This is a genomic window from Pseudomonas sp. S3E12, from assembly GCF_001702295.1.
Taxonomy (GTDB): domain Bacteria; phylum Pseudomonadota; class Gammaproteobacteria; order Pseudomonadales; family Pseudomonadaceae; genus Aquipseudomonas; species Aquipseudomonas marginalis.
On record NZ_MBDT01000003.1, the window covers coordinates 247,386 to 271,562 of the forward strand.

Annotated in this window: 21 protein-coding genes and 1 pseudogene; 11 read left to right on the plus strand and 11 right to left on the minus strand. The window is 61.8% G+C overall.

What is annotated here, in order from left to right; all coding sequences use genetic code 11:
• Nucleotides 1-39 precede the first annotated feature (39 nt).
• The 5 genes from BB029_RS03120 to BB029_RS03140 form a co-directional block, all read right to left on the minus strand.
• Nucleotides 40-2,478, minus strand: coding sequence for a TonB-dependent siderophore receptor (locus tag BB029_RS03120; protein ID WP_065938202.1), 2,439 nt, complete (start codon nt 2,476-2,478; stop codon nt 40-42).
• An 86-nt stretch (nt 2,479-2,564) separates the two neighbouring features.
• Entirely contained in the window at nt 2,565-3,545 is a 981-nt protein-coding gene (locus BB029_RS03125) for a FecR domain-containing protein (protein ID WP_065938203.1), read from the minus strand.
• Nucleotides 3,542-4,060 (minus strand): RNA polymerase sigma factor, encoded by a 519-nt coding sequence (locus BB029_RS03130; RefSeq protein WP_027605963.1) that lies wholly within the window; start codon nt 4,058-4,060, stop codon nt 3,542-3,544. The genes BB029_RS03125 and BB029_RS03130 overlap by 4 nt, the downstream gene beginning before the upstream one ends.
• 100 nt (nt 4,061-4,160) lie before the next feature.
• Entirely contained in the window at nt 4,161-4,868 is a 708-nt protein-coding gene (locus BB029_RS03135; protein ID WP_065938204.1) for a PolC-type DNA polymerase III, read from the minus strand.
• Entirely contained in the window at nt 4,865-6,787 is a 1,923-nt protein-coding gene (locus BB029_RS03140; protein ID WP_253492344.1) for a putative nucleotidyltransferase substrate binding domain-containing protein, read from the minus strand. Before BB029_RS03140 ends, BB029_RS03135 begins: the two co-directional genes overlap by 4 nt.
• A gap of 245 nt (nt 6,788-7,032) precedes the next feature.
• Between BB029_RS03140 and BB029_RS03145 the strand changes: the two genes are divergently transcribed.
• Nucleotides 7,033-7,479: a response regulator gene (locus BB029_RS03145; protein ID WP_065938206.1), complete on the plus strand. Its 447-nt coding sequence runs from the start codon at nt 7,033-7,035 to the stop codon at nt 7,477-7,479.
• A gap of 126 nt (nt 7,480-7,605) precedes the next feature.
• Nucleotides 7,606-8,046 (plus strand): hypothetical protein, encoded by a 441-nt coding sequence (locus tag BB029_RS03150; protein ID WP_065938207.1) that lies wholly within the window; start codon nt 7,606-7,608, stop codon nt 8,044-8,046.
• Between the two features lie 50 nt (nt 8,047-8,096).
• Here BB029_RS03150 and BB029_RS03155 read toward each other — a convergent pair whose 3' ends face one another.
• On the minus strand, nt 8,097-10,274 hold the full coding sequence (locus BB029_RS03155) for a malate synthase G (protein WP_065938208.1): 2,178 nt from the start codon (nt 10,272-10,274) through the stop codon (nt 8,097-8,099).
• Nucleotides 10,275-10,540: 266 nt separating this feature from the next.
• Here BB029_RS03155 and BB029_RS03160 point away from each other — a divergent pair, with 266 nt between their 5' ends.
• Nucleotides 10,541-11,053: a glycine cleavage system protein R gene (locus BB029_RS03160; protein WP_065938209.1), complete on the plus strand. Its 513-nt coding sequence runs from the start codon at nt 10,541-10,543 to the stop codon at nt 11,051-11,053.
• A 222-nt stretch (nt 11,054-11,275) separates the two neighbouring features.
• On the opposite strand, the gene rarD is transcribed toward BB029_RS03160, so the two are convergent.
• On the minus strand, nt 11,276-12,160 hold the full coding sequence (gene rarD / locus BB029_RS03165) for an EamA family transporter RarD (RefSeq protein ID WP_027605956.1): 885 nt from the start codon (nt 12,158-12,160) through the stop codon (nt 11,276-11,278).
• A gap of 85 nt (nt 12,161-12,245) precedes the next feature.
• Between rarD and BB029_RS33625 the strand changes: the two are divergent.
• A pseudogene (locus BB029_RS33625) lies at nt 12,246-12,332 on the plus strand (outer membrane lipoprotein carrier protein LolA); the annotation flags it as partial.
• Nucleotides 12,333-12,348: 16 nt separating this feature from the next.
• Here the strand turns inward: BB029_RS33625 and BB029_RS03170 are convergent.
• The 4 genes from BB029_RS03170 to BB029_RS03185 all read right to left on the minus strand — a co-directional run bounded on the left by BB029_RS03170 (nt 12,349) and on the right by BB029_RS03185 (nt 17,021).
• Nucleotides 12,349-13,323: a serine/threonine protein kinase gene (locus tag BB029_RS03170; RefSeq protein WP_065938210.1), complete on the minus strand. Its 975-nt coding sequence runs from the start codon at nt 13,321-13,323 to the stop codon at nt 12,349-12,351.
• A gap of 165 nt (nt 13,324-13,488) precedes the next feature.
• On the minus strand, nt 13,489-15,387 hold the full coding sequence (locus BB029_RS03175) for a PhoX family phosphatase (protein WP_065938211.1): 1,899 nt from the start codon (nt 15,385-15,387) through the stop codon (nt 13,489-13,491).
• A gap of 79 nt (nt 15,388-15,466) precedes the next feature.
• Nucleotides 15,467-16,231 (minus strand): TOBE domain-containing protein, encoded by a 765-nt coding sequence (locus BB029_RS03180; RefSeq protein ID WP_027605953.1) that lies wholly within the window; start codon nt 16,229-16,231, stop codon nt 15,467-15,469.
• Between the two features lie 52 nt (nt 16,232-16,283).
• Complete coding sequence (locus BB029_RS03185; protein ID WP_065938212.1) at nt 16,284-17,021, minus strand: ComF family protein; 738 nt, start codon at nt 17,019-17,021, stop codon at nt 16,284-16,286.
• A gap of 92 nt (nt 17,022-17,113) precedes the next feature.
• Between BB029_RS03185 and bioB the strand changes: the two genes are divergently transcribed.
• From bioB to BB029_RS03220, 7 genes are all read left to right on the plus strand, one after another.
• Nucleotides 17,114-18,169: a biotin synthase BioB gene (gene bioB / locus BB029_RS03190; RefSeq protein ID WP_010207025.1), complete on the plus strand. Its 1,056-nt coding sequence runs from the start codon at nt 17,114-17,116 to the stop codon at nt 18,167-18,169.
• Nucleotides 18,170-18,216: 47 nt separating this feature from the next.
• A complete protein-coding gene (gene bioF / locus BB029_RS03195; protein ID WP_065938213.1) occupies nt 18,217-19,398 on the plus strand; it encodes an 8-amino-7-oxononanoate synthase in 1,182 nt (393 codons plus the stop codon).
• Nucleotides 19,391-20,122 carry an alpha/beta fold hydrolase gene (locus BB029_RS03200; RefSeq protein ID WP_065938214.1) on the plus strand — a complete coding sequence of 244 codons (732 nt, stop codon included), beginning with the start codon at nt 19,391-19,393 and terminating at the stop codon, nt 20,120-20,122. The genes bioF and BB029_RS03200 overlap by 8 nt, the downstream gene beginning before the upstream one ends.
• Nucleotides 20,115-20,927, plus strand: a complete 813-nt coding sequence (bioC, locus tag BB029_RS03205; protein WP_065938215.1) for a malonyl-ACP O-methyltransferase BioC — start codon at nt 20,115-20,117, stop codon at nt 20,925-20,927. Before BB029_RS03200 ends, bioC begins: the two co-directional genes overlap by 8 nt.
• A complete protein-coding gene (gene bioD, locus BB029_RS03210) occupies nt 20,924-21,604 on the plus strand; it encodes a dethiobiotin synthase (protein WP_065938216.1) in 681 nt (226 codons plus the stop codon). Before bioC ends, bioD begins: the two co-directional genes overlap by 4 nt.
• Nucleotides 21,605-21,710: 106 nt before the next feature.
• Nucleotides 21,711-21,992, plus strand: coding sequence for a pyrroloquinoline quinone biosynthesis protein PqqE (locus BB029_RS03215; RefSeq protein ID WP_065938217.1), 282 nt, complete (start codon nt 21,711-21,713; stop codon nt 21,990-21,992).
• A 254-nt stretch (nt 21,993-22,246) separates the two neighbouring features.
• Nucleotides 22,247-24,052 carry a phenylacyl-CoA dehydrogenase gene (locus tag BB029_RS03220; RefSeq protein WP_027605944.1) on the plus strand — a complete coding sequence of 602 codons (1,806 nt, stop codon included), beginning with the start codon at nt 22,247-22,249 and terminating at the stop codon, nt 24,050-24,052.
• Nucleotides 24,053-24,177 lie beyond the last annotated feature (125 nt).

Sequence of the window (24,177 nt, forward strand, 5' to 3'; positions counted from 1 at the left end):
GCAGTTCAGGCGGCCCTTCATCAGCGGTTTATCACCGTCTTAGAATTTGTAGTTCACGCTGGCGACCACGTTACGTTGGTCGCCGTAGTAGCAGTAGAAACCATCACAGGTGGACAGGTAGTCCTTGTTGAAGATGTTCTTGGCATCAACGGCCACGGTCACACCCTTCATGGTGCTGTTCAAGCGGCCGAGATCGTAATGCACCGAGGCGTCATAAACGGTGTAGGAGCCTACATGGCCCAAGTCGGTGTTGGCAGCGTTGCCGTAGGTGTCGCCGACGTAACGTACGCCCGCACCCACACCAAAACCGTCGAGTGGCCCGCTGCGCCATGTGTAGTCAGCCCAGCCTGTGGCCTGGTTACGAGGCAATTGGTTGAGACGGTTGCCTTTTTCAGCGGCTACGCCTTGAGTGATTTCGCTGTCGTTATAGGTGTAGGAACCCACCAGCTTAAGGCTTTCGGTGACGTCGGCACTGGCTTCCAATTCCAGGCCGCGCACCTGCACTTCACCCACCTGGCGAGTGATGCTGCCCTCGGTGACTGAGGTGTTTTGCTGGGTCAGGTCGAACACGGCAGCGGTAAACAGTGCCTTGGTGCCTGGAGGCTGGTACTTGATACCGGCTTCGTACTGTTTACCTTCGGTGGGTTTGAATGCCCCGGTGCTGCCCACTTGGGTGCCTGAGCCGGCTTGGAATGATTCGGCGTAGGACAGGTACGGGGTGATGCCGTTGTCGAAGACGTAGCTCAGTGCTGCGTTGCCGCTGAAGTGCTTGTCACGCTGAGTGTTGGTTGCGTCATTCAGGTTGTGGAAAGTGGTGCCGGTATGCACCCAGTCTTCACGGCCGCCGAGGGTCAGGCGCCAGTTGTCGAGTGCCATCTGGTCCTGGACGTACAGGCCGGTCTGCTGGGTCTTCTGGGTGTAGTCGTACATGGTGAAGTACTGGACCTTGGAGAAGTCCTGCCCGTACACCGGACGGTTGAAATTGATCGTCGGCACACCCGCCGAACCCCATAACCAGCGCGCGTCGCTGGTGGAACGCTGGTGGTCCAGCCCCAGCAACAGCGTGTGGCTTATCGCGCCAGTCTGGAAGTCGGCCTGGAAGTTGTTGTCGACGGCGAACTGACCGATATTTTCATCGACCTTGCCGGCGGAGCGACTCACGTTGCCGTCGGCGTCGACCGCCACTTCAGGACCATTGGGAAAGAATGCGCCACCGGCAGTGATGCCCTGGAACGACAGATCGTTCTTGGTATAGCGCAGGTTCTGATGGAACTGCCAGGTATCGTTCAGGCGCGTTTCGAAGGCGTAGCCGAGGGCGTAGTAGGTGCGGTCGTAGAATTCCCAGTCCGGATCACCCAGGTTCTTGTGATGGGAAATCTTGCCGGCCGGTGAACTCAGTTTGGTGCCTTGCAATGGCAGGAACTGCCCGGTGATACCGGTATCGTCACGGGTGAACTGGGTGAGCAACGTCAGCTTGGTGTCGTCGTTGATATTCCAGGTCAGGCTCGGGGCGATGTTGTAGCGTTTGTCCGGGATGTGATCCACGGCAGTGTTGCTGTCGCGCACCACGCCGCTGACGCGATAGAGGAACTGACCCTCGTCGTCGATCTTGCCGGTGCTGTCGAAGTTGATCTGTTTGTGGTTGTTGCTGCCGGCCTGCACTTCGATTTCATTCGAGCTTTCGGCCTGGGGGCGGCGGCTGACCATGTCCAGCAGACCGCCGGGTGGGGTTTGGCCGTAAACCGAGGATGCAGGTCCGCGCAGGACGGCAATGCGTTCCAGGTTCCACGTGTCGATCTTCGGTGTGGCGTAGTTGCCTTTGGGTAACGGCAGGCCGTCAAGGAATTGGGTCGGGACAAAACTGCGTACCAGCAGCCAGTCACTGCGCGAGTCGGAGCCGTAGCCGCTGCTTTGCACACCTGCGGTGTAGCGCAATGCGTCGTTGAGGTTGAGAACCGAGCGGTCTTCCATCTGCTGGCGAGTGATTACTGTGACTGAGCGCGGCAGCTCGGCAATCGGTGTATCGGTTTTGGTGCCGGCTGCGGTGCGTGTTGCGACATAACCGTCCACCGGACCCCATGCGCTTTCATAGCCGCCTTGCCCTGTGATATTGGTCACTGGCAGCGCCATCACCCCCTCCGGAACCGCCACCAGCGTATACGTCCCGGCGCTGCTCTGCTCCAGCTGCAAGCCGGTGCCACGCAAGGCTTCACGCAGTGCGCCCGGTGCATCGAACTGGCCCTGGACCGGGGCCGAGGTCTTGCCCGAGGCCAACGCTGGGTTGAGGGTCAGTGCCAGGCCGGCCTGGCTGGCGATCTGGTTCAGGGTGCTGGTCAAGGGCGCGGCCGGCAGGTTGTAGGCGCGCACGCTGGAGGCTTGTTCGGCGGCAATCAGCGCAGTGCTGGCCAGCGGGGCGCTGAGGGCAATGGCCACGGCTAACAGGCTGGGGCGCAACAAGGTGTCTAGCGTGCGGGACATAGGGCGGCTCCTGAATGGAAGTAATTCGCAATTGCCTATGTGCCGAGCGAGATTTCAAAAGTGATAGGGCCGGTGGAAAATATTTTTTATTTGGCCTCAGGTGTCTTGGCGACAACTGTCACCCACCACGGCGTGTGCTGTTCGATCTGCACCGGCAGGGTGGGCAGCAGCGCGGTGAGCGCCAGGGTGGTGTCGTGCAGCGGGAAGCTGCCGGTGATGCGCAGGTCGGCCACGTTTTCATCCACCCCGAGATGGCCGGTGCGGTAGCGGCTGAGTTCCTGCACCACATCGCCCAGGCGGGCGTTGTCGACCACCAGCATGCCGCGGGTCCAGGCATCGCTGGCGGGGGTGACGGCCAGTGCAGGGCCGAGGCCGTCACTGCGCATCAGCACCTGCTGGCCTGCCTTGAACACCTGTTCGTGCTGCAGCGCCTCAGGCTGGGCGCCCACCGCTGATTGCAGCACGCTCAGGCGCGTGGCGTCGTCTTCGCGTTTGACGATAAACCGCGTGCCCAGCGCGCGCAGGCTGCCGTCGCGGGTTTGCACATAAAACGGGCGCGCATCGTTGTGGCCGGTTTCGACGAGGATTTCGCCTTCCTGCAGCACGATCAGTCGGCGCTTCTCATCGAAGCGCACGTCGATGGCGCTGTGGGTGTTGAGGTTGATCAACGTACCGTCCGCCAGTTTCAGCGTGCGCTGCTCCCCGGTGGCGGTGCGCTGGTCGGCCAGCCAATAATGGATCGGCACGTAGCGCTCGCCGGCAAACAATGCCAGGCCGCACACCAGGGCAATGCTCGCCAGGCCGCTGCCGAGCTTGCGCACGCGCTGGCGAATGCCCTCGCGCGACTGTAACAACGCCGCCCGCGCCGGGCCCGACGCCACGCTGAAACGCTGGTCGAGCATGCCCAGTTGGCGCCAGGCACGGGCGTGCTCCTCATCGCTGGCCAGCCATTTGCTGAATTCTTCGCGCTCCACCGCGCTGTCATCACCTGAATCGAGGGACAACTGCCAGGCAATCGCCGCATCCAGGACACGGGCCGACACGGGCTTGGAACTGATCACGTTCACAGCGGCTCGCCATACAGGGCGATGTAGCACTGGCGAATGCCCTGGGCCAGGTACTGGCGCACACGCGGCACCGACACCCCGAGGCGCTGGGCGATTTCGGCATGGCCCAGGCCGTCGAGGCGGTTATAGAGGAAGGCGGCGCGGGCCTTGCTCGACAGTTTGCCGAGCAGGCGGTCGATGGCCTTGAGGTCTTCGAGGATCAGTTGCTGTTCTTCCGGCGATGGGTGTTCGCTTTCCGGGATCAGCATCAGTTCGCTGAGGTAGGCCTGTTCGAGGGCCGCGCGGCGGAAGTAGTCGAACAGCAAGCCCTTGGCGATGGCCACCAGAAACGCCCGCGGTTCGCGGGGCTCGCGCAACTCGTCACGGCCGAGCAGGCGCATGAAGGTGTCCTGGCTCAGGTCTTCGGCACGGCTCGGGCAGGCCACATTGCGCCGCAGCCAGGCCAACAGCCAGCCACGATGGTCGCGATACAACGCACCAACAAGCTCACTGTGTGGGTTCTGAACCGACGACAAGGCATCACCGAATAAATAAAAGTTTTAAACTAACGAGAATTATTCGCGATTGTGTCAGAGGCGTGGGGCGGGTGCAATTGGCGTCCGTCGGGAGATGACATTAAAATGATGGCGCGTGCCTGCGCCGTTTCCATTGGCTCAAGCGCTCTTGCAGCGCCTGAGGCGTGTCGATCTGCTGCTGACGCGCGCGGCTGAACAGGATCAGCATCAGCTCCGCCGTGGCCAGGGCATCGGCGCTGGCGTGATGGCGTTCGCCCACGTGCAGGTTGAAGTGGTTGATCCAGTCGTCCAGGCCGGCCTCGCGGATATGTGCCTCGGGGCACAACAGCGGGGCGATGTCGGCTACATCGAGAAACGTATGGGCCAGACGGTAACCCAGGCTGTCCTTGAGGGCGCGGCCCAGCATGTGTTGATCGAATGGCGCGTGGAAGGCGAGCAGCGGGCTGTCGCCGACGAACTCCATGAAGTCCAGCAGGGCCTCGGCCGGGTCGCTGCCCGCCGCGATGGCGCTGGGGCCGATGCCGTGGATCAACACGCTGGGGCTGAGTTTGGTGTCGGCGCGGTGCAGGGTGCGCTCGAACAGTTGGGAAAAGTCCACCGCGCCGTCCTCGATCACCACCGCGCCGATGGACAGCACCTGGTCACGGTTGAGATTCAGGCCGCTGGTCTCCAGGTCCACCACTACCCAGCGTTGGCTGCGCAACGTGCTGTCGCCTAACACTACGGGCCTGGGGAGTTGTTCCAGGCGCCGTTGTTGCGCGGTATCGAGTCTGGGCTTGGCCGTGCGCAGCCAGTCAAACAAGCTCACAGCTGATACCGCAAGGTCAGGCTGCTTTGCAGGCGCTGGGCCTGGCGCAGGGATTCACGCAGGATGCGGCGGTCCAGGTGGTTGAGGCTGTCGGGGTCGACGCGGTTGGAATACGGCTGGTTCTCGCGGGTCTGCAACTGATGCTGTTGCATGCGGGTTTGCTGGATAAAGTGATAGGCCTCTTCATAGGCGGCGCCGTCCAGGGGCTCGATCACTTCCTTGACCACCAGCTGGCGCAGGCGCTCCAGGGTGTTATTGGCGTGGATGCCGTTGGCCAGGGCCAGCAGGCGTGCGCCGTCGACAAAGGGGGTCAGGCCCTGCACCTTGAGGTCGAGGGTGGCCTTTTCCGCGCCTTTGCGGGTCAGCACAAAATCGCGGAAACGCCCTACGGGCGGGCGCTGGCGCAAGGCATTCTCGGCCAGCATGCGTTGGAACAGCCGGTTATCCCCGACCTGGTCGAGAATGCCCTGGCGTAGTTGCTCGCAGCCGCGTTCATCGCCCCACACCACGCGCAGGTCGAAATAGATACTCGAGCCCAGCAGGTTCTCCGGCGTCGCCTCGCGAATAAACGCCGCAAACCGCCGCGCCCATTCCGCCCGCGACAGGCACAACTCGGGGTTGCCGGCCATGATGTTGCCCTTGCACAGGCTGAACCCGCACAGCGCCAGGCTCTGGTTGATCTGCTGTGCCAGGGGCAGCAACCGCTCGCGAATCTCGGCGGCTTCCACCGCGTCCCTGGCTTCGAACAGGATGCCGTTGTCCTGGTCGGTGTACAGCGTCTGCTCGCGCCGGCCTTCGCTGCCGAAACACAGCCAACTGAACGGCACGCCCGGGTCGCCTTTTTCGGCCAGGGTCAACTCGATCACCCGGCACACGGTGTGATCGTTGAGCAGGGTAATGATGTGGGTGATCTGGGTAGACGACGCGCCATGGGCGAGCATGCGCTCCACCAGTTGGCCGATCTCGCCGCGCAGCGCTACCAGGTTCTCCACCCGTGGCGCATTGCGGATGGTGCGGGCCAGGTGCACCAGGTCGACCCGTTGCAGGGAAAACAGGTCGCGCTCGGACACCACGCCGCACAGGCGCTGGTCCTTGACCAGGCAGACGTGGGCGATATGCCGCTCGGTCATGGCGATGGCCGCGTCGAAGGCGCTGTGGTCCGGCGTTAAAAAGAACGGCGCCTGGGTCATATGGCCTTCAATGCCCTGGCTGAAGTCGCCGGTGCCGTCGGCCACCACCTGGCGCAGGTCGCGCAGGGTGAAAATGCCCAGGGGCGCCTTGTGTTCATCGACGATCACAATGCTGCCCACCTGCTGCTCATGCATCAGCGTTACCGCTTCACGCAACGGTGTCTGCGGGCTGCAGGTGACCGGATGGCGCATGGCCAATTCGCCCAGGCGGGTATTCAAGGAATATTGGGTGCCGAGGGTTTCCACGGCTTTTTGCTGCACTTGTTGGTTGACCTGGTCGAGCAGGCTGCTGACACCGCGCAGGGCGAAGTCGCGGAACGGGCTGGACAGCGCGAACAGCTTGATAAAGGCCGGCTTGTTCAGTTGCAGGCAGAAGGTGTCTTCAGCGGCCTTGTGTTCGGTGCGGGTGGCGCGCTCACCTAGCAGCGCCGCGAGGGGGAAACACTCGCCGGTGGTGATTTCGAAGGTGGCTTGCGTGGCGTCCGGCCGTTCACCCACGACGCGGCCCTGCTTGACGATGTAGAAGTGTTCCACCGGCCCGCCCGACGGCTTGAGGATGCTCTCGCCGGGGCCGAAGAAGCGCAGTTGGCACTGTTCCACCAGAAACGCAAGGTGCGCGTTTTCCATCTGGTTGAACGGTGGGAAGCGTTGCAGGAACTGCAGGGTGCCGTGGATGTTCTGCAATACAGCAGTTTTTCCCGCCTGGGCGAAGGCATCAGCTTTACTCATAACCATGACCGCAATTTTTTGTCGTTATCGTCCTGCATGGTCGACTCCTGAGCGGCGGGTGCCCATTGGACGTAAGTCTAGGTCGATGAAAACGCCGCAGAACTAGGGAAAAACCTTACACGACTATCGTCCAAACCCCGTAAAACACCCACTAGGCAAACTTTCCGACGAAGTGCACATTGAACGCCCTTCCGCAGATGTCTGACGAGTGTGCTGGAAGATTGTCGAAAACCGCTGAGAAACGTATGTCCGACCACGATATTTTAAGTGATGCCGAGCGCGAGGCGCTCAGCGCCGTGATGCTGGAGCCTGATCTACCGCCACAACGCGTATTGATTGTTGACGACGACAAGGATGCGCGTGAACTGTTGGCGGAGATCCTGGGCTTGGACGGTATTCGCTGCATGACCGCCGACAGTGGCGAGGCCGCGTGGGATTTATTGAAGTCCAGCAGTTCCATCGGTTTGTTGATCACCGATCTGCGCATGAAACCCAGCAATGGTCTGGAGTTGATCAAGCAAGTGCGCGAATCCACCCGCGCGGCGCTGCCGATCATCATCATGTCGGGGGATGCCGAAGCGCCGGATGTGATTGATGCGATGCATTTGAGCGTGGTGGACTTCCTGCTCAAGCCGATCGATAGCGTGAAGTTGGCGAAGATAGTCAAGCGGGAATTGGGGATGGCGCAGTAGGTACCGTTTATCTTTTTTTTATTTGAACTGTCAATTCTCACAGTAGGCAAATAAGTGGTCTGCGAGTTTACTGCACGGGAGGGTCCGGTCTTCAATCAGGATCCTATCCCGCCAAAGGAGCTAGTTATGTCTACTCAACAGCCTAAAAATCAAGTGGCTAGCAATAACGCAAAAATTCTAGTTATCAGGGATAAAATGCCCCGCTTTTTTGATTCCTCCAATGTACGAGCAAGCTTGAGACATTTTTCGGTCATCATGGATGGCGCTGGTTCGTTGACAGCGGAGTATGGGAATACGCTGTTTCCGCGGGATGAACCGTACGAGTTCGACTTTCCTCGAGATATAGAGAAGCATCGAGGAAATATCGATTATAGAGACGAAAATGGTGTTTATTTTATAATGCCTATATCGGGGACGTTTTATGTTTTGTCCAAGTCTGCGGGTCTTCCGGATACGTACATAAATCATATTAACTACGTCAATTTGAAGTTTGAGTATCAGGGCCAAGAAGTTACTATCAACGGCACGGGTGAGGCCACTTTTGTTTTTCAAAAGTCTTCACACTAAGAAAAAAGCCCTGTTCTCACGAACAGGGCTTTTTTCGTTTCAGCGTTTACTCAACGCCCATTCTTGGCCTTGAACTCCCGACGCCGACGATGCAACACCGGCTCGGTATACCCATTCGGCTGTTTGGTCCCTTCAATCACCAGCTCCACCGCGGCCTGGAAGGCAATGTTGCTGTCGAAATCCGGTGCCAGCGGACGGTACAGCGCATCCCCGGCATTCTGACGGTCCACCACCGGCGCCATGCGCTTGAGGCTTTCCAACACCTGGGCTTCATTGACGATGCCGTGGCGCAGCCAGTTGGCAATGTGCTGGCTGGAGATACGCAGCGTCGCGCGGTCTTCCATCAGGCCGACGTCGTTGATGTCCGGCACTTTCGAGCAGCCCACGCCCTGGTCGATCCAGCGCACCACATAACCGAGGATGCCCTGGGCGTTGTTGTCCAGCTCGTTGCGGATTTCTTCCTCGGACCAATCGGTATTGCTGGCCAGGGGGATGGTGAGGATGTCATCCACCGACGCGCGTTCGCGCTTGGCCAGTTCGGCCTGGCGCGCGAACACGTCGACCTTGTGGTAATGCAGCGCGTGCAGTGCGGCGGCCGTTGGCGATGGCACCCAGGCGGTGTTGGCGCCGGCCAGTGGGTGGGCGATTTTCTGTTCAAGCATCGCGGCCATCAGGTCGGGCATCGCCCACATGCCTTTACCGATCTGTGCACGGCCTTGCAGGCCGGTGCTCAAACCGATATCGACGTTCCAGTTCTCGTAGGCGCCGATCCATTTTTCCGCCTTCATCGCCGCCTTGCGCACCATCGCGCCGGCTTCCATGGAGGTGTGGATTTCGTCACCAGTACGGTCGAGGAAGCCGGTGTTGATAAACACCACGCGCTCGCTGGCGGCCTTGATACAGGCCTTGAGGTTGACCGTGGTACGGCGCTCCTCGTCCATGATCCCGACCTTGAGGGTGTTGCGCGGCAGGTTCAGCACGTCTTCGATGCGGCCGAACAGCTCGTTGGTGAAGGCAGCTTCTTCGGGGCCATGCATCTTCGGTTTGACGATGTACACCGAACCGGTGCGGCTGTTCTTGCGGCTGCTGGTGCCGTTGAGGCTGTGGATCGCCGCCAGGCTGGTGAGCAGGCCGTCAAGGATGCCTTCCGGTACCTCGTTACCGTGTTTGTCGAGGATCGCGTCGATGGTCATCAGGTGGCCAACGTTGCGCACGAACAGCAGCGAACGGCCGTGCAGCGTCACGTCCTGGCCGTCGACGCCGGTGTAGACGCGGTCGGCGTTCATGGTGCGGGTGAAGGTCTTGCCGCCCTTGGCCACTTCTTCGGCCAGGTCGCCCTTCATCAGGCCGAGCCAGTTGCGGTAGATCACCACCTTGTCATCGGCATCGACGGCGGCGACGGAGTCTTCGCAGTCCATGATAGTGGTAAGTGCAGCTTCCATCAGCACGTCTTTGACACCGGCGGCATCGGTCTGGCCAACCGGGGTGCTGGCGTCGATCTGGATTTCGAAGTGCAGGCCGTTGTGCTTCAACAGGATCGCGATCGGCTCGGCCGCAGGGCCCTGGAAACCGATCAACTGGGCGTCGTCACGCAGGCCGCTGTTGCTGCCGCCCTTGAGGCTGACGATCAGCTTGCCGTCGACGATCTTGTAGCCGGTGGAATCGACGTGGCTGCCGGCGCTCAGTGGCGCGGCTTCGTCGAGGAAGGCGCGGGCGAAGGCAATCACCTTGTCGCCACGCACTTTGTTGTAGCCCTTGCCCTTTTCGGCGCCGTCGGCTTCGCTGATGGCGTCGGTGCCATACAGGGCGTCGTACAGCGAGCCCCAACGCGCATTGGACGCGTTGAGGGCGAAGCGGGCGTTCATCACCGGCACCACCAGCTGCGGGCCGGCCATGCGGGCGATCTCGTCATCGACGTTTTGGGTCGAGGCCTGGAAGTCTGCGGCTTCTGGCAGCAGGTATCCGATGTCTTGCAGGAAGGCTTTGTAGGCCACCGGGTCATGTGCCTGGCCGGCGTGGGTCTGGTGCCAGGTATCGATCCGCGCCTGGAAATCGTCGCGTTTGGCGAGCAGGGCTTTGTTCTTCGGTGCCAGGTCGTGGATGACCTTGTCGGCACCGGCCCAGAACTGGTCGGCAGTGATGCCGGTACCGGGAATGGCTTCGTTGTTCACGAAGTCGAACAGGACTTTGGCGACCTGCAGGCCACCGACTTGAACGTGTTCAGTCATTGCTTGCCTCACTCTGCGGAGCTAATGCGCTGTTTCGGATTTTCATTATGTAGTGCACGGGAGGGCATACTACATGATGACTTGCGGTTGTGAAAATTAGACTAAATACGTCGTTTAGCGACCCACTTTGGTCGTACGGTCACAGCGGAGAACCGGATGTTCTCAAAAAACTATTGGATTGTTCCAGATAAATATAAAAATGGTACACGATTTGTTTTCGCGGGTCTCCGGGTCCACCTTGTAGATTGAATTCAGAGGGCTTCGCCATGGACCATCTTGTACTCACTATTATCGCCGCCGACAAACCCGGCCTGGTGGAACGCATCGCGCAGAATATCGCGGCCCACGGCGGCAACTGGTTGGAAAGCCGAATGGCGCATATGGCCGGGCAGTTTGCCGGGATCCTGCGGGTCAGCGTGCCTGCCGAGAGTCGTCAGTCCTTGGTGGGGGCTTTGGAGGATTTATCCACACACGGTATTCGCGTGCTGGTGGGCGAGGGCAGCAGTGGCCAGGCATCGGCGTCTAAGTCGATCGTGATGACGCTGCTGGGCAATGACCGCTCGGGCATCGTGCGCGAGATCACGGCGCTGTTGAGCAAACAGGGTGTCAACCTGGAGCGCTTGAGCACCGATGTACGCCCGGCACCGATGAGCGGTGATCCGCTGTTCAGCGCCGAGGCGTTGTTGCAGGTGCCATCGAGCTTGTCCTTGGAGGCGTTGCAGGAATCCCTGGAAACCCTGGCGGATGATCTGATGGTGGAACTGCACAGCGAGGAATAACCACCCACAAGGTTATGCATGGAAATCTTGCATGGGCCTGTGGATAACCTGTAGAGACCCGGCGCCAGGCCACGTCTACCGGGCTTCTCCGCCAACTGAGCAAAAAACGAGCAGTTTCAAGGGCTTGTGCACAAATGGCGGGGACCAGGTTGTGGATAACCTTGGGGTTGATCTCTGCAAGCCTGGCCGGCTGGGGCTTGCAGAGGTTTGTACGTTATTTGATCAGCGTTTGCGCACGCTCAACCAGGCATCGACGCTGTAGACCACCAGCCCGGCCCAGATAAAGGCAAACGCGATCAGCGTGCTTGACGCCAGGTGCTCACCGAACAGCAGCACCGCTTCCAGCAACACCAGGGTCGGTGCCACATACTGCAAAAAGCCCAAGGCGGTGTAGGGCAAATGCCGTGCGGCGGCGTTGAAGCACACCAGCGGGATCAACGTCACCGGTCCGGCCGCCACCAGCCACCAGGCTTCGGATGTGCTCCAGAACGCCAGTTGCGCACTGTGGGCCGACGGGTTGAACAACAACCAGGCCACCGCAATCGGCACCAGCATCCAGGTCTCCACCACCAGCCCCGGCAGTGCCTTGACCGGCGCCTGCTTGCGTATCAGGCCGTAGAAACCGAAGGTCAGCGCCAGTACCAACGATACCCACGGCAAGCTGCCCACCTGCCAGACCTGTTGCGCCACACCCACTGCGGCCAGCCCCACGGCCACCCATTGCAGGCGGCGCAGGCGCTCGCCGAGAAGTAGCATGCCCAGCAGCACATTCACCAGCGGGTTGATGTAGTAACCCAGGCTGGCTTCGAGCATGCGCCCGCTGTTCACCGACCACACATAGGTCAGCCAGTTACCGGCGATCAACGAACCGCTGAGTGCCAGGATTGCCAGGCGCCTGGGGTTGTCGCGTAGTTCGCGGAACCAGCCCGGGTGCTTCCACACCATCAGCAACAAACCACCGAACAGCGCTGACCACAGCACCCGGTGCACGATGATTTCGGCGGCGGGCACACTGGCGATGGCTTTGAAGTAGAGCGGGAACAGACCCCAGATGACATAGGCGCTCAGGCCCAGGATGTACCCCTTGCGGGGGTTGGCGGCTTGCATGCGGAATCCTTGCTTAGGCAGCTAACAAAGGGCGATTGTAAGGATATTTGTCAACCAATGGGATTACCCTTCTGTAGGAGCGAGCTTGCTCGCGAAGATCGTTAACGATAACGCGGGCATCCTGACTGCACGCGGCGCCCTCAGGTTTTTCGCGAGCAAGCTCGCTCCTACAGGAGCGAGCGGCGATTTCAGAAGAGTTTGAGGGGGTCTTCGTTGAGCGCTGAGAGTTGCTCGCGCAGCGCCAGCACCTGGTCGCCCCAATACCGCTCGCTGCCGAACCACGGGAAGCTGTGGGGGAAAGCCGGATCATCCCAGCGCCGTGCCAGCCACGCGCTGTAGTGCATCAGGCGCAACGCGCGCAGCGGCTCGATCAGCGCCAGTTCGCGCGGGTCGAAGTCGTGGAATTCCTGGTAGCCGTCCATCAGTTCCGACAGCTGGCCCAGGCATTCCTGGCGATCACCGGCGAGCATCATCCATAAGTCCTGCACCGCCGGGCCCATGCGGCAATCGTCGAGGTCGACGATGTGGAACATCTCATCACGGCACATCATGTTGCCGGGGTGGCAATCGCCGTGCATGCGGATGTTCTTGTGCGGCGTGGCTTTGTAGACCTCTTCCACGCGCTTGAGCAGGTCGCGGGCCACGGACTCGTAGGCTGGCAGCAGGCTCTTGGGAATGAAATTGCCTTCGAGCAACGTATTGAGCGAGTCGTGACCGAAGTTCTTCACACCCAAGGCTTCGCGGTGTTCGAACGGGCGGGTGGAACCCACGGCGTGCAAGCGGCCGAGCAGTTGCCCAAGGCGATAAAGCTGGTCAAGGTTGCCCGGCTCCGGTGCGCGGCCGCCACGGCGGGGGAACAGGGTGAAGCGGAAACCGGCGTGTTCGAACAGGCTTTCGCCGTTATGAATCATCGGCGCGACCACCGGCACGTCGCACTCGGCCAACTCGAAGGTGAAACGGTGCTCTTCGAGGATCGCTTCGTTGGTCCAGCGCTGGGGGCGGTAGAACTTGGCGATCAGCGGTTCGGAGTCTTCGATGCCCACCTGATACACGCGGTTTTCGTAGCTGTTGAGCGCCAGAACGCGGGCATCGCTGAGAAAACCGATGCTTTCGACAGCGTCGAGTACCAGGTCGGGTGTGAGGGTTTCAAACGGATGGGCCATGCGAACTCCTGCGCGCAGCAGGGCGCCGCGTCCGGCCGGGTATGGTAACGCTGTAGGAGCGAGCTTGCTCGCGAAAAACCTGAGCGCGCAGTGGGGTGTCAGGTTCCGCTGCGTTATCGTTGACGATCTTCGCGGGCAAGCCCGCTCCTACAGTGGGGCGGTCTATCAGGCACCGACTATCCCGCCATCATCCCGCCGAATCGCCATCACCGACGAACGCGGCTTGCCATTCGGCAGATGCTCCGGCCAGGTCGAACCCCCGGTTTCACCCGGATGCTGGATCCCCACAAACAGGGTTTTCTGATCCGGCGAGAAGCTGATGCCCGTCACCTCACAGGCTACCGGCCCGACCATGAAACGACGGATTTCACCGGTGCTCGGGTCGGCGCACAGCATCTGGTTATTGCCCATGCCCGCGAAGTCGCCGGCGTTGCTGTAGTCGCCATCGGTGAGGATCCACAGGCGCCCGGCCTTGTCGAACCCCAGGCCGTCGGGGCTGTTGAACATGTTCTGCGGGTTGATGTTGGACGAGCCGCCTTTTGGCGTGCCGGCATGCACGCCCGGGTTGCCGGCCACCACAAACAGGTCCCAGCTGAAGTCCGCGGCGCCATGGTCATCGGCGTTGGCCTTCCAGCGCAGGATCTGGCCGTAGACGTTTTTCTCACGCGGGTTGGGCCCGCCCACCGGTTGGCCGTCTTCGCCGCGCTTGGCGTTGTTGGTCAGGGTGCAGTAGACCTGGCCGTCGGTGGGGCTGACCACGATCCATTCCGGGCGGTCCATGCGCGTGGCTTTGACCACACTGGCGGCCAGGCGCGCGTGGATCAGCACTTCGGCCTGGCTGGCGAAGCCAGTGCTGGCGTCGATGCCGTTTTTGCCATGGGTCAGCTCGACCCATTGCCCTTTGCCCTTCGGATGATCGGCGTTGCCATCGCCCGCATCGAAGATAGCCACGTACAAGGTGCCGTGGTCGAGCAGGTCCTTGTTGGCCTTGGGGCTCTTGTGGTTGATCTTGTCGCGGCTGACGAACTTGTAGATGAACTCGCCGCGCTCGTCGTCGCCCATGTACACCACGGCGCGGCCGTCACGGGTCTGCGCCAGGGCGGCGTTCTCGTGCTTGAAGCGGCCCAGGGCGGTGCGTTTGGCCGGGGTGGATTGCGGGTCGAACGGGTCGATTTCCACGACCCAGCCGTGGCGGTTGAGTTCATTGGGGTTCTTGGCCAGGTCGAAGCGCGGGTCGTGCAGGTGCCAGTTGATCTCTTTGCTGGCGGCCACCACGCCGTAGCGTTTCTGCCCGGCATCGAAGGTTTGTTGTGGGTTGCTGCTGCCGAAGCAGTCGGTGAAGTTCTCTTCACAGGTCAGGTAAGTGCCCCATGGGGTCTTGCCGTTGGCGCAGTTCTGGAAGGTGCCGAGGACTTTTTTGCCCGACTTGTCGGCGCTGGTTTTCAACCATTCGTGGCCGGCGGCGGGGCCGCTCAGGCGGATCGGCGAGTTGCCGTGGATGCGGCGGTTGTAGCGCGAGTCCTGGATAAACTGCCAGGTATCGCCCTTGCGCCGTACTTCGATCACCGACACGCCTTCGCTGGCCTGGGCCTTGTGCACGTCTTCGGCCGATTGCGGCGCGCCGCCGTGGGCGTAGAGGTAGCGGTAGTTGGTGTATTCGTTGTTGATCGCCATCAGCGCGCGGTTGTCGTCGCCGGGGAAGGCGAACAGGCTCATGCCGTCGTTGTTGTCGCCGAACTGTTGTTCCTGGGCCTTGGCGGTGCCGTTGCCGGACGGGTCGAAGGCCGGCGCGCTCTTGTGCAGCGGCTGGCCCCAACTGATCAGCACCGAAGCGCTGTAGCCCGGCGGCAGGGTGATGGTGTCGCTGGTGGCCGCGGCGATGCTGGTAAAGCCCAGCAGCGGGCTGGCGGAGGCGGCGTTGACGGCCAGGGCGCTGCGGCTCAGCAGGTTGCCGCCGAGGAACATCGCGGCACCGCACAGGGCGCCGGCACCGATGAAGCGGCGGCGGGTGAGGCCGACCATCTGTTCGAGGTCGGTGGCTTGGTTTTCTTCTAATAGGTTCATGTCAGGCTCCCTGCGGTTTTTGCAGACACCATAAGGAGCGGGCGTGACGAAATTGTTGCAGTTTGAAGAGCTACTCGGCTCAGACCGGCGTGCCGAGCAGCACATTGCTGGCGGCAAATTGCACTTGGAGCGTCCTGCCAGCGGCGGCGCCCAGGGCCTCGAGCGCGGCGGGCTGCGCCAAGGCGCATAAAACCTGGCCATTGGGCAGGGCGATGCGCACTTCGCTGGGGCCGTCCTCGGCGGCAAGAATCGCGTCGACGGTTCCGCTCATGCAATTGTGTCCAGGTGTTGCAGGTTTGTCGGGCGCCAGCAATTCCAGCCAGCCGGCCTTGATCAGCGCGACAACTTCCACGCCGACCTCCAGCTCCAGCCGTTGCGTACTGTCATGGGTGATTTGTGCCGCCAGGGTCAGCCCACCGGCGAGCTGCAAGTGAATCAAGTCGTTGCGGCCATGCTGTTCAATCGCAATGACCTGACCATGCAACTGGTTACGGGCGCTGGTGCGCAGCATCAAGCGGCCGAGCAGGTTGAAGTCACTGGCGGCTTCGTCCGAACCGAGCACTTCGGCCTGCAACACTTGCAGGCGCTGGTAGAGGCGCAACACCCGTTCACCCTCGGCCGTGAGTTTGGCGCCGCCGCCGCCCTTGCCGCCGACACTGCGTTCGACCAAGGGTTTTTGCGCCAGGTTGTTCAGTTCGTCGATGGCGTCCCAGGCGGCCTTGTAGCTCAAGCCCGCACTTTTGGCGGCGCGGGTGATGGAGCCCTGCTCGGCGATATGCCCCAGCAGGGCGATACGCTGGGGGCGGCGGACAATATGTTGGCTGAGCAGCGTCGGTAGGGACATGGGCATTCGCTGTGGTGGGATGAGCGGACGTTGCAGCCGCGAGGCATGAGAGTCAAGTGCCAGGCTTTGGCGTGCGGGCCAGGCAGTACACGTCTACCTGTCGCGCGCCGGCGTTGATCAACAACCGCGCCAGGCTGTGGGCGGTGGCGCCGGTGGTGAGCACGTCGTCCACCAGCGCCAGATGGCGGCCGCGCACCTCGGCACCGGGGGCCAGGGCGAAGGCGTTGAGCAGGTTGCGTTTGCGCGTCTTGGCGTCGAGGGCTTGCTGCGCGACGGTTTCATAAGGGCGTTGCAATAGGTGTTCATCGTGGGGAAGGTCGAGGTCGGCGCTGAGCCAGCGCGCCAGCATCAGCGCCTGGTTATAGCCCCGTTCACGCAGGCGCCTGCGGGCCATGGGCACCGGCAGCAGCATGTCCGGGCGGGTGAGTGAGTGGTTGTCGAAGCGATGTTGCAAGTAGTGCCCCAGCAAACGCCCCAGCATATGCCCGAGGGGCCAGCGTGCCTGGTGCTTGAAGCGACTGATCAGGGTGTCCACCGGAAAGCTGTAGGTCCAGGGGGCGATCACGTGTTTAAAGGCGGGCGGTTGTCTCAGGCACTGGCCGCAGACCAGGCCGTCCATCGCCAAAGGCAAGGCGCAGATTTCGCAATGTTCCATCAGCCAGGGCAGCTCGGTTTCGCAGACGTTGCACACACAGTCGGCGGTTTCAGTCGTCTCGTCGCAGATTAAACATTTCTGTATGTTTTTTGACCAGATGTAAACTTCGTGTTTGTTGCTTGGTTGACAGTGCATGAATCTTCCTTAAATATGCCGAGCATCCGTGTCGTGCCTGTGGGTATTGCCCTTCCCGCAGCGCTTGCCAAAGCATAATCAAGGAATCGCCCATGAGCGCCAGCACCACCGCCACCTTGCGTCACGATTGGTCTTTAGCCGAAGTCAAAGCGTTGTTCGTGCAGCCGTTCAATGACCTGTTGTTCCAGGCGCAGACCGTGCACCGCGCGCATTTCGATGCCAACCGTGTACAGGTGTCGACACTGCTGTCGATCAAGACCGGTGCCTGCCCGGAAGATTGCAAATATTGTCCGCAGTCGGGCCACTACAACACGGGCCTGGAAAAAGAAAAGCTGATGGAGGTGCAGAAGGTCCTCGAAGAGGCCGCTCGCGCCAAGGCCATCGGTTCGACCCGTTTCTGCATGGGTGCCGCCTGGAAACACCCGTCGGCCAAAGACATGCCCTATGTGCTGCAGATGGTCAAAGGCGTGAAGGCCATGGGCCTGGAAACCTGCATGACCCTCGGCCGTCTCGACCAGGACCAGACCGAAGCCCTGGCCCAGGCCGGCCTGGATTACTACAACCACAACCTGGATACGTCGCCGGAGTTCTACGGCAGTATCATCACCACCCGCACCTACAGCGAGCGCCTGCAAACCCTGGCCTATGTGCGTGAGTCGGGGATGAAGATCTGCTCCGGCGGCATCCTTGGCATGGGCGAGTCCCTTGATGACCGCGCCAACCTGTTGATCCAGTTGGCCAACCTGCCGGAGCATCCGGAGTCGGTGCCGATCAACATGCTGGTGAAAGTCGCCGGTACACCGTTGGAAAATGCCGAGGACATCGACCCGTTCGATTTCATCCGCATGCTGGCCGTGGCGCGCATCCTGATGCCGCAATCCCATGTGCGCCTGTCGGCGGGGCGCGAAGCCATGAACGAGCAGATGCAGGCCCTGGCGTTCTTTGCCGGTGCCAACTCGATCTTCTACGGCGACAAATTGCTGACCACCGCCAACCCTCAGGCCGACAAGGACATGCAACTGTTCTCGCGCCTGGGCATCCTGCCGGAAGCCCGTGAAGAGCATGCGGATGAAGTGCACCAGGCGGCCATCGAACAGGCGTTGGTAGAGCAGAAGAGCAGCGAGCAGTTCTATAACGCCGTTGTTTGATCCCCACCTGTTTTGACCGAAGTTGCACCTGCCACCCCGAGGCCTGCATGTCTTTTGATCTCTCCGCGCGCCTCGCCGCCCGCCGTGCCGAACACCTTTACCGTCAACGCCCGCTGCTCCAGAGCCCTCAAGGCCCGGAGGTGGTGGTTGACGGTCAACCCCTCCTGGCATTCTGCAATAACGATTACCTGGGCCTGGCCAATCACCCGCAAGTGATCGAGGCCTGGCGCGCCGGGGCGTCCCGTTGGGGCGTGGGCGGCGGGGCTTCGCACTTGGTGGTGGGTCACGCCACGCCGCACCATGAACTGGAGGAGGCGCTGGCCGATCTCACCGGCCGCCCGCGTGCTCTGCTGTTTACCACCGGCTACATGGCCAACCTCGGTGCGGTCACGGCGTTAGTGGGGCAGGGCGATACGGTGCTGGAAGACCGTCTCAACCATGCCTCGCTGCTGGATGCCGGCTTGCTGTCCGGTGCGCGCTTCAATCGCTACCTGCACAACGACGCGATCAGCCTGGCCAAGCGCCTGGAGAAAGCCACCGGTAATACGCTGGTGGTCACCGATGGCGTGTTCAGCATGGACGGCGACCTGGCCGACCTGCCGACGCTGGCCCGTGCCGCCAGGGCCAAAGGCGCCTGGTTGATGGTGGATGATGCCCATGGCTTTGGTCCGCTGGGTGCCAATGGCGGCGGGATCGTCGAGCATTTCGGCTTGAGCCAGGACGACGTGCCGGTATTGGTCGGCACCCTGGGCAAAGCGTTCGGCACGGCGGGCGCGTTTGTCGCGGGCAGTGAGGACCTGGTCGAAAGCCTGATCCAGTTTGCCCGGCCGTATATCTACACCACCAGCCAACCGCCGGCGCTGGCCTGCGCCACCCTGAAGAGCCTGGAGCTGCTACGCACCGAACATTGGCGGCGCGAGCACCTCGACCGGCTGATTCGTCAGTTTCGCCAGGGCGCCGAGCAGCTTGGCCTGGACTTGATGGACAGCTTTACACCGATCCAGCCGATCCTGATCGGCGACAGTGCCAAGGCCGTGCGCCTGTCGCAGCTGCTGCGTGAGCGCGGCCTGATGGTCACGGCGATCCGCCCGCCCACCGTACCTGCCGGCAGCGCGCGTTTGCGCGTGACCCTGACCGCAGCCCACAGCGAAGCGCAGGTGCAGCTATTGTTAAACGCATTGGAAGAGTGTTTCCGCTTGTCTGGTGCCACGGAGCCCGACCATGCGTGATCGACTGATCCTGCTGCCCGGCTGGGGCCTCGGCGTATCGCCGCTGGAGCCTTTGGCCGCCGCCTTGCGTGGCCTGGACGAGCACCTGCAGGTGCAGATCGAGCCGTTGCCGGCGCTGGATTCCAGCGACCTCGATGAATGGCTCGACGAACTTGACGCCACGCTGCCCGACAACGCCTGGCTGGGCGGCTGGTCCCTGGGCGGCATGCTCGCTGCCGAACTGGCGGCGCGGCGCGGCGAGCGTTGCTGCGGCTTGCTGACCCTGGCGAGCAACCCGTGTTTCGTCGCCCACGACGGCTGGCCCCATGGGATGCCCGCCGCGACGTTCGATGCGTTCCTGGCCGGCTGCCATGCCGACTCCCAAGTCACCCTCAAGCGCTTCGGCCTGTTGTGCGCCAAGGGCGCCGAAGACCCGCGCGGGCTGTCGCGCCTGCTGGTCAGCGGCGCGCCGCATTCAGCGCCCGGCGTGTTGATGCCCGGCCTGGAACTGCTGGCCCAACTGGATACCCGCGAAGCCTTGCTGGCTTATCGCGGCCCACAGTTGCACCTGTTCGCCGGCATGGACGGATTGGTGCCCGCCGAAGCCGCCAGCGACCTGCTGAGGCTGCTGCCGGATGTGGAAATCGGCCTGATTGAACAGGCTGGTCACGCTTTTCTTCTGGAAGACCCCCACGGTGTAGCGGGGGCCATCCAGGCTTTTTTGCATGAGTGCGTCGATGACTGATTTATCCCAGCCCTCCCTGCCGGGCGCCTTGCCGGACAAGCGCCAGGTGGCGGCGTCGTTTTCCCGTGCGGCGGCCAGTTACGACAGCGTCGCCGAGTTGCAGCGAGTCGTAGGGCATGAGCTGCTGGCGCGCCTGCCATCAGCGTGTACGCCACGGCGCTGGCTGGATATGGGCTGCGGCACGGGTTATTTCAGCCGTGTGCTGGGCGAGTTGTTGCCCGCCAGCCAAGGTGTGGCGCTGGATATTGCCGAGGGCATGCTTAACCATGCGCGGCCTTTGGGTGGCGCACATCATTTTGTCGCGGGGGATGCGGAACGCTTGCCCCTAACAGCCGAGAGCTTCGAGCTGCTCTTCTCCAGCCTGGCGGTGCAGTGGTGTGCGAACTTCGAGGCAGTACTCAGCGAGGCCTATCGCGTGCTGCAACCGGGTGGCGTGCTGGCGTTCGCCAGTTTGTGCGTCGGGACGCTGGATGAGTTGCGCGAAAGCTGGCGGGCGGCGGATGGCCTGGTGCACGTCAATCGCTTCCGCACTTTCGAGGCGTACCAGCAGTTGTGCGCGGCCAGTGGTTTGCGCGTGGTCAGCCTGGAGCGACGTCCCCATGTGCTGCATTACCCGGATGTGCGCAGCCTGACCCATGAGCTCAAGGCGCTGGGGGCGCATAATCTCAATCCGGGCCGCCCGGGAGGGTTGACGGGCCGTGCGCGGATTGTTGCACTGGTAGACGCCTACGAGCAGTTCCGTCAGGCCGAGGGACTGCCGGCCACCTATCAAGTGGTGTACGCCGTCCTGGAGAAGCCCCTATGAGCGCCGCTTATTTCATCACCGGCACCGATACGGATGTCGGCAAGACCACTATCGCCGCCGGCCTGTTGCACGCCGCCCGGCTAGCCGGCAAAAGTACTGCGGCGGGAAAGCCCGTGGCTTCCGGCTGCCAGGTCACGGCCAAGGGCTTGCGCAACGCCGATGCCCTGGCGCTGCTGACCGAGTGTTCATTGCCGTTGAGTTATGCCGAGGTCAACCCGGTGGCGTTCGAACCCGCCATCGCGCCCCACCTGGCCGCGCGGGAGGCCGGCGTCGCGCTGACGGTGCAGTCGTTGTTGAAACCCATGCAGCAGATTCTGGCGCGACAAGCGGATTTCACCCTCATCGAAGGCGCAGGCGGTTGGCGGGTGCCGTTGGCTGACCAGGACAACCTGTCGGACCTGGCCATGGCGCTGCAACTGCCGGTGATCCTGGTTGTGGGCGTGCGCCTGGGTTGCATCAGCCATGCCTTGCTCACCGCCGAAGCCATCGCCCGGGACGGTTTGCCCTTGGCTGGGTGGGTGGCGAATATCATCGACCCCAAGACCTCTCGTCTGGAAGAAAACCTCGCGACCCTGGCCGAGCGTTTGCCCGCGCCATGCCTTGGACGAGTGCCCAAGCTCAAGCACGCCGGCGCCGAGGCGGTAGCTGAGTACCTGCAACTGGACCTGCTTGACTGATTCTGGCTATCGGCAAGGCATTGTGCCATTAGTGTTTTTAACGGGCTTTTTGCCAGTATGTCTGCTTCAATTCAACTTCACGATTCTCTAAAGGCAGGTTAAAGCCATGGAAATCTCTGGCAGCAGCGCGTTTTACTCGGGGCTGAGCACTATTCAGGCCGGGCAGAGCCGTGTCGACCAGGCCGCCGGCAGGATTGCCAGCGCCGCGACCACCCAGCCGTCGGACGCACAGAGCGACCGGTTGCAAGCCAATGACCGCGCCCAGCCGACGAACTCGGCGAGCAATATGGTTGAAATGGCCCAAGGCAAGTTTCAAGTGGAGTTGGGCGCCAAGGTCGCCAAGGCTTCAGACGAAATGCTCGGTACCCTGATCGACACCTTCGCTTAACCCCCTCCTTGCTCACGACCGGCTTCTTCCTGAGGCTGGTCGTGCTTTCGCAATTCTCCATTTTCTTCTGAGCACCTTGTGGCATCCCGCCGCAGGCCTCGCCATGCCTGCCATTGACCCGCGTCATGACAAACGGTGTCTGGACGACGCTTGACATCCCCAGGTCGTAAACGTATGTTTCAAACACCTGTTTGACCGCCATAACAAATCCACGCGGTTGTTCATTCCAGATACATCAGCAGAGGTTTATCGCTATGCCTGACTACAAGGCCCCCTTGCGTGATATTCGCTTCGTTCGTGACGAACTGCTCGGCTATGAAGCGCACTATCAGAGCCTGCCGGCTTGCCAGGACGCTACCCCGGACATGGTTGACGCCATTCTCGAAGAAGGCGCCAAGTTTTGTGAGCAAGTGCTGGCACCGTTGAACCGCGTGGGTGACATCGAAGGGTGCACCTGGAGTGAGTCTGGCGTAAAAACCCCTGCTGGTTTCAAAGAAGCCTACAAGCAATTCGTCGAAGGCGGCTGGCCAAGCCTGGCCCACGACGTGGAGCACGGTGGCCAAGGCCTGCCGGAATCCCTGGGCCTGGCCGTGAGCGAAATGGTCGGCGAAGCCAACTGGTCGTGGGGCATGTACCCGGGCCTGTCCCATGGCGCGATGAACACCATTTCCGAGCATGGCACCCCCGAGCAGCAAGAGGCTTACCTGACCAAGCTGGTATCGGGCGAGTGGACCGGCACCATGTGCCTGACCGAACCACACTGTGGTACCGACCTGGGCATGCTGCGCACCAAGGCCGAGCCTCAGGCTGACGGTTCCTACAAAGTCTCCGGTACCAAGATCTTCATCTCGGCCGGTGAGCACGACATGGCCGACAACATCGTCCACATCGTGCTGGCCCGCCTGCCGGACGCACCGGCCGGTACCAAAGGCATCTCGCTGTTCATCGTGCCCAAGTTCCTGCCCAACGCCGACGGCTCGATCGGTGCGCGCAACGCCGTGAGCTGTGGTTCCCTGGAACACAAGATGGGTATCCACGGTAACGCCACTTGTGTGATGAACTTCGACGCGGCCACCGGTTTCCTGATCGGCCCGGCGAACAAAGGCCTGAACTGCATGTTCACCTTTATGAACACCGCTCGCCTGGGCACCGCGCTGCAAGGCCTGGCCCACGCCGAGATCGGCTTCCAGGGCGGCCTGAAATACGCCCGCGATCGCCTGCAGATGCGTTCCCTGACTGGCCCGAAAGCGCCGGAAAAGGCCGCCGACCCGATCATCGTGCACCCCGACGTGCGCCGCATGCTGCTGACCATGAAAGCCTTCGCCGAAGGTAACCGTGCGATGGTGTACTTCACCGCCAAGCAAGTGGACATCGTCAAGTACGGCACCGACGACGAGGCCAAGAAACAGGCCGACGGCCTGCTGGCATTCATGACCCCGATTGCCAAGGCGTTCATGACCGAAGTCGGTTTTGAATCCGCCAACCACGGCGTGCAGATCTATGGCGGCCACGGCTTTATCGCCGAGTGGGGCATGGAGCAGAACGTTCGCGACAGCCGTATCTCCATGCTGTACGAAGGCACCACCGGCATCCAGGCACTGGACCTGCTCGGCCGCAAAGTGCTGATGACCCAGGGCGAAGCGCTCAAGGGCTTCACCAAGATCGTGCACAAGTTCTGCCAGGCCAACGAAGGCAACGACGCGGTCAAGGAATTCGTGGCACCGCTGGCTGCGCTGAACAAAGAGTGGGGCGAGTTGACCATGAAGGTCGGCATGGCCGCGATGAAAGACCGCGAAGAAGTGGGTGCCGCTTCGGTGGATTACCTGATGTACTCCGGTTACGCCTGCCTGGCTTACTTCTGGGCCGACATGGCGCGCCTGGCTGCCGAAAAACTCGCCGCCGGTACCAGCGAAGAAGCGTTCTACACCGCCAAGCTGCAAACCGCGCGCTTCTACTTCCAGCGCATCTTGCCGCGGACCCGTACCCACGTGGCCACCATGCTGTCGGGCGCCAGTAACCTGATGGACATGAAAGAAGAAGACTTCGGCCTGGCTTACTAAGCCTTACCGGGTTCATCTGAAACCGTCGCTTCCCTTGGGAGCGGCGGTTTTTTCATTGGGGGATAAAAAACACAGTGCAGCGCTCAGGGATTTTCTCCGGCTGCCGTTACAGTGATGGCAATGTG

Coding starts and splice junctions, on each gene's coding strand:
- BB029_RS03120 (WP_065938202.1), bottom strand. CDS start 2,478: ATGTCCCGCACGCTAGACACCTTGTTGCGCCCCAGCCTGTTAGCCGTG.
- BB029_RS03140 (WP_253492344.1), bottom strand. CDS start 6,787: ATGAGTAAAGCTGATGCCTTCGCCCAGGCGGGAAAAACTGCTGTATTG.
- BB029_RS03145 (WP_065938206.1), top strand. CDS start 7,033: ATGTCCGACCACGATATTTTAAGTGATGCCGAGCGCGAGGCGCTCAGC.
- BB029_RS03150 (WP_065938207.1), top strand. CDS start 7,606: ATGTCTACTCAACAGCCTAAAAATCAAGTGGCTAGCAATAACGCAAAA.
- BB029_RS03155 (WP_065938208.1), bottom strand. CDS start 10,274: ATGACTGAACACGTTCAAGTCGGTGGCCTGCAGGTCGCCAAAGTCCTG.
- BB029_RS03160 (WP_065938209.1), top strand. CDS start 10,541: ATGGACCATCTTGTACTCACTATTATCGCCGCCGACAAACCCGGCCTG.
- rarD (WP_027605956.1), bottom strand. CDS start 12,160: ATGCAAGCCGCCAACCCCCGCAAGGGGTACATCCTGGGCCTGAGCGCC.
- BB029_RS03170 (WP_065938210.1), bottom strand. CDS start 13,323: ATGGCCCATCCGTTTGAAACCCTCACACCCGACCTGGTACTCGACGCT.
- BB029_RS03175 (WP_065938211.1), bottom strand. CDS start 15,387: ATGAACCTATTAGAAGAAAACCAAGCCACCGACCTCGAACAGATGGTC.
- BB029_RS03180 (WP_027605953.1), bottom strand. CDS start 16,231: ATGTCCCTACCGACGCTGCTCAGCCAACATATTGTCCGCCGCCCCCAG.
- BB029_RS03185 (WP_065938212.1), bottom strand. CDS start 17,021: ATGCACTGTCAACCAAGCAACAAACACGAAGTTTACATCTGGTCAAAA.
- bioB (WP_010207025.1), top strand. CDS start 17,114: ATGAGCGCCAGCACCACCGCCACCTTGCGTCACGATTGGTCTTTAGCC.
- bioF (WP_065938213.1), top strand. CDS start 18,217: ATGTCTTTTGATCTCTCCGCGCGCCTCGCCGCCCGCCGTGCCGAACAC.
- BB029_RS03200 (WP_065938214.1), top strand. CDS start 19,391: ATGCGTGATCGACTGATCCTGCTGCCCGGCTGGGGCCTCGGCGTATCG.
- bioC (WP_065938215.1), top strand. CDS start 20,115: ATGACTGATTTATCCCAGCCCTCCCTGCCGGGCGCCTTGCCGGACAAG.
- bioD (WP_065938216.1), top strand. CDS start 20,924: ATGAGCGCCGCTTATTTCATCACCGGCACCGATACGGATGTCGGCAAG.
- BB029_RS03215 (WP_065938217.1), top strand. CDS start 21,711: ATGGAAATCTCTGGCAGCAGCGCGTTTTACTCGGGGCTGAGCACTATT.
- BB029_RS03220 (WP_027605944.1), top strand. CDS start 22,247: ATGCCTGACTACAAGGCCCCCTTGCGTGATATTCGCTTCGTTCGTGAC.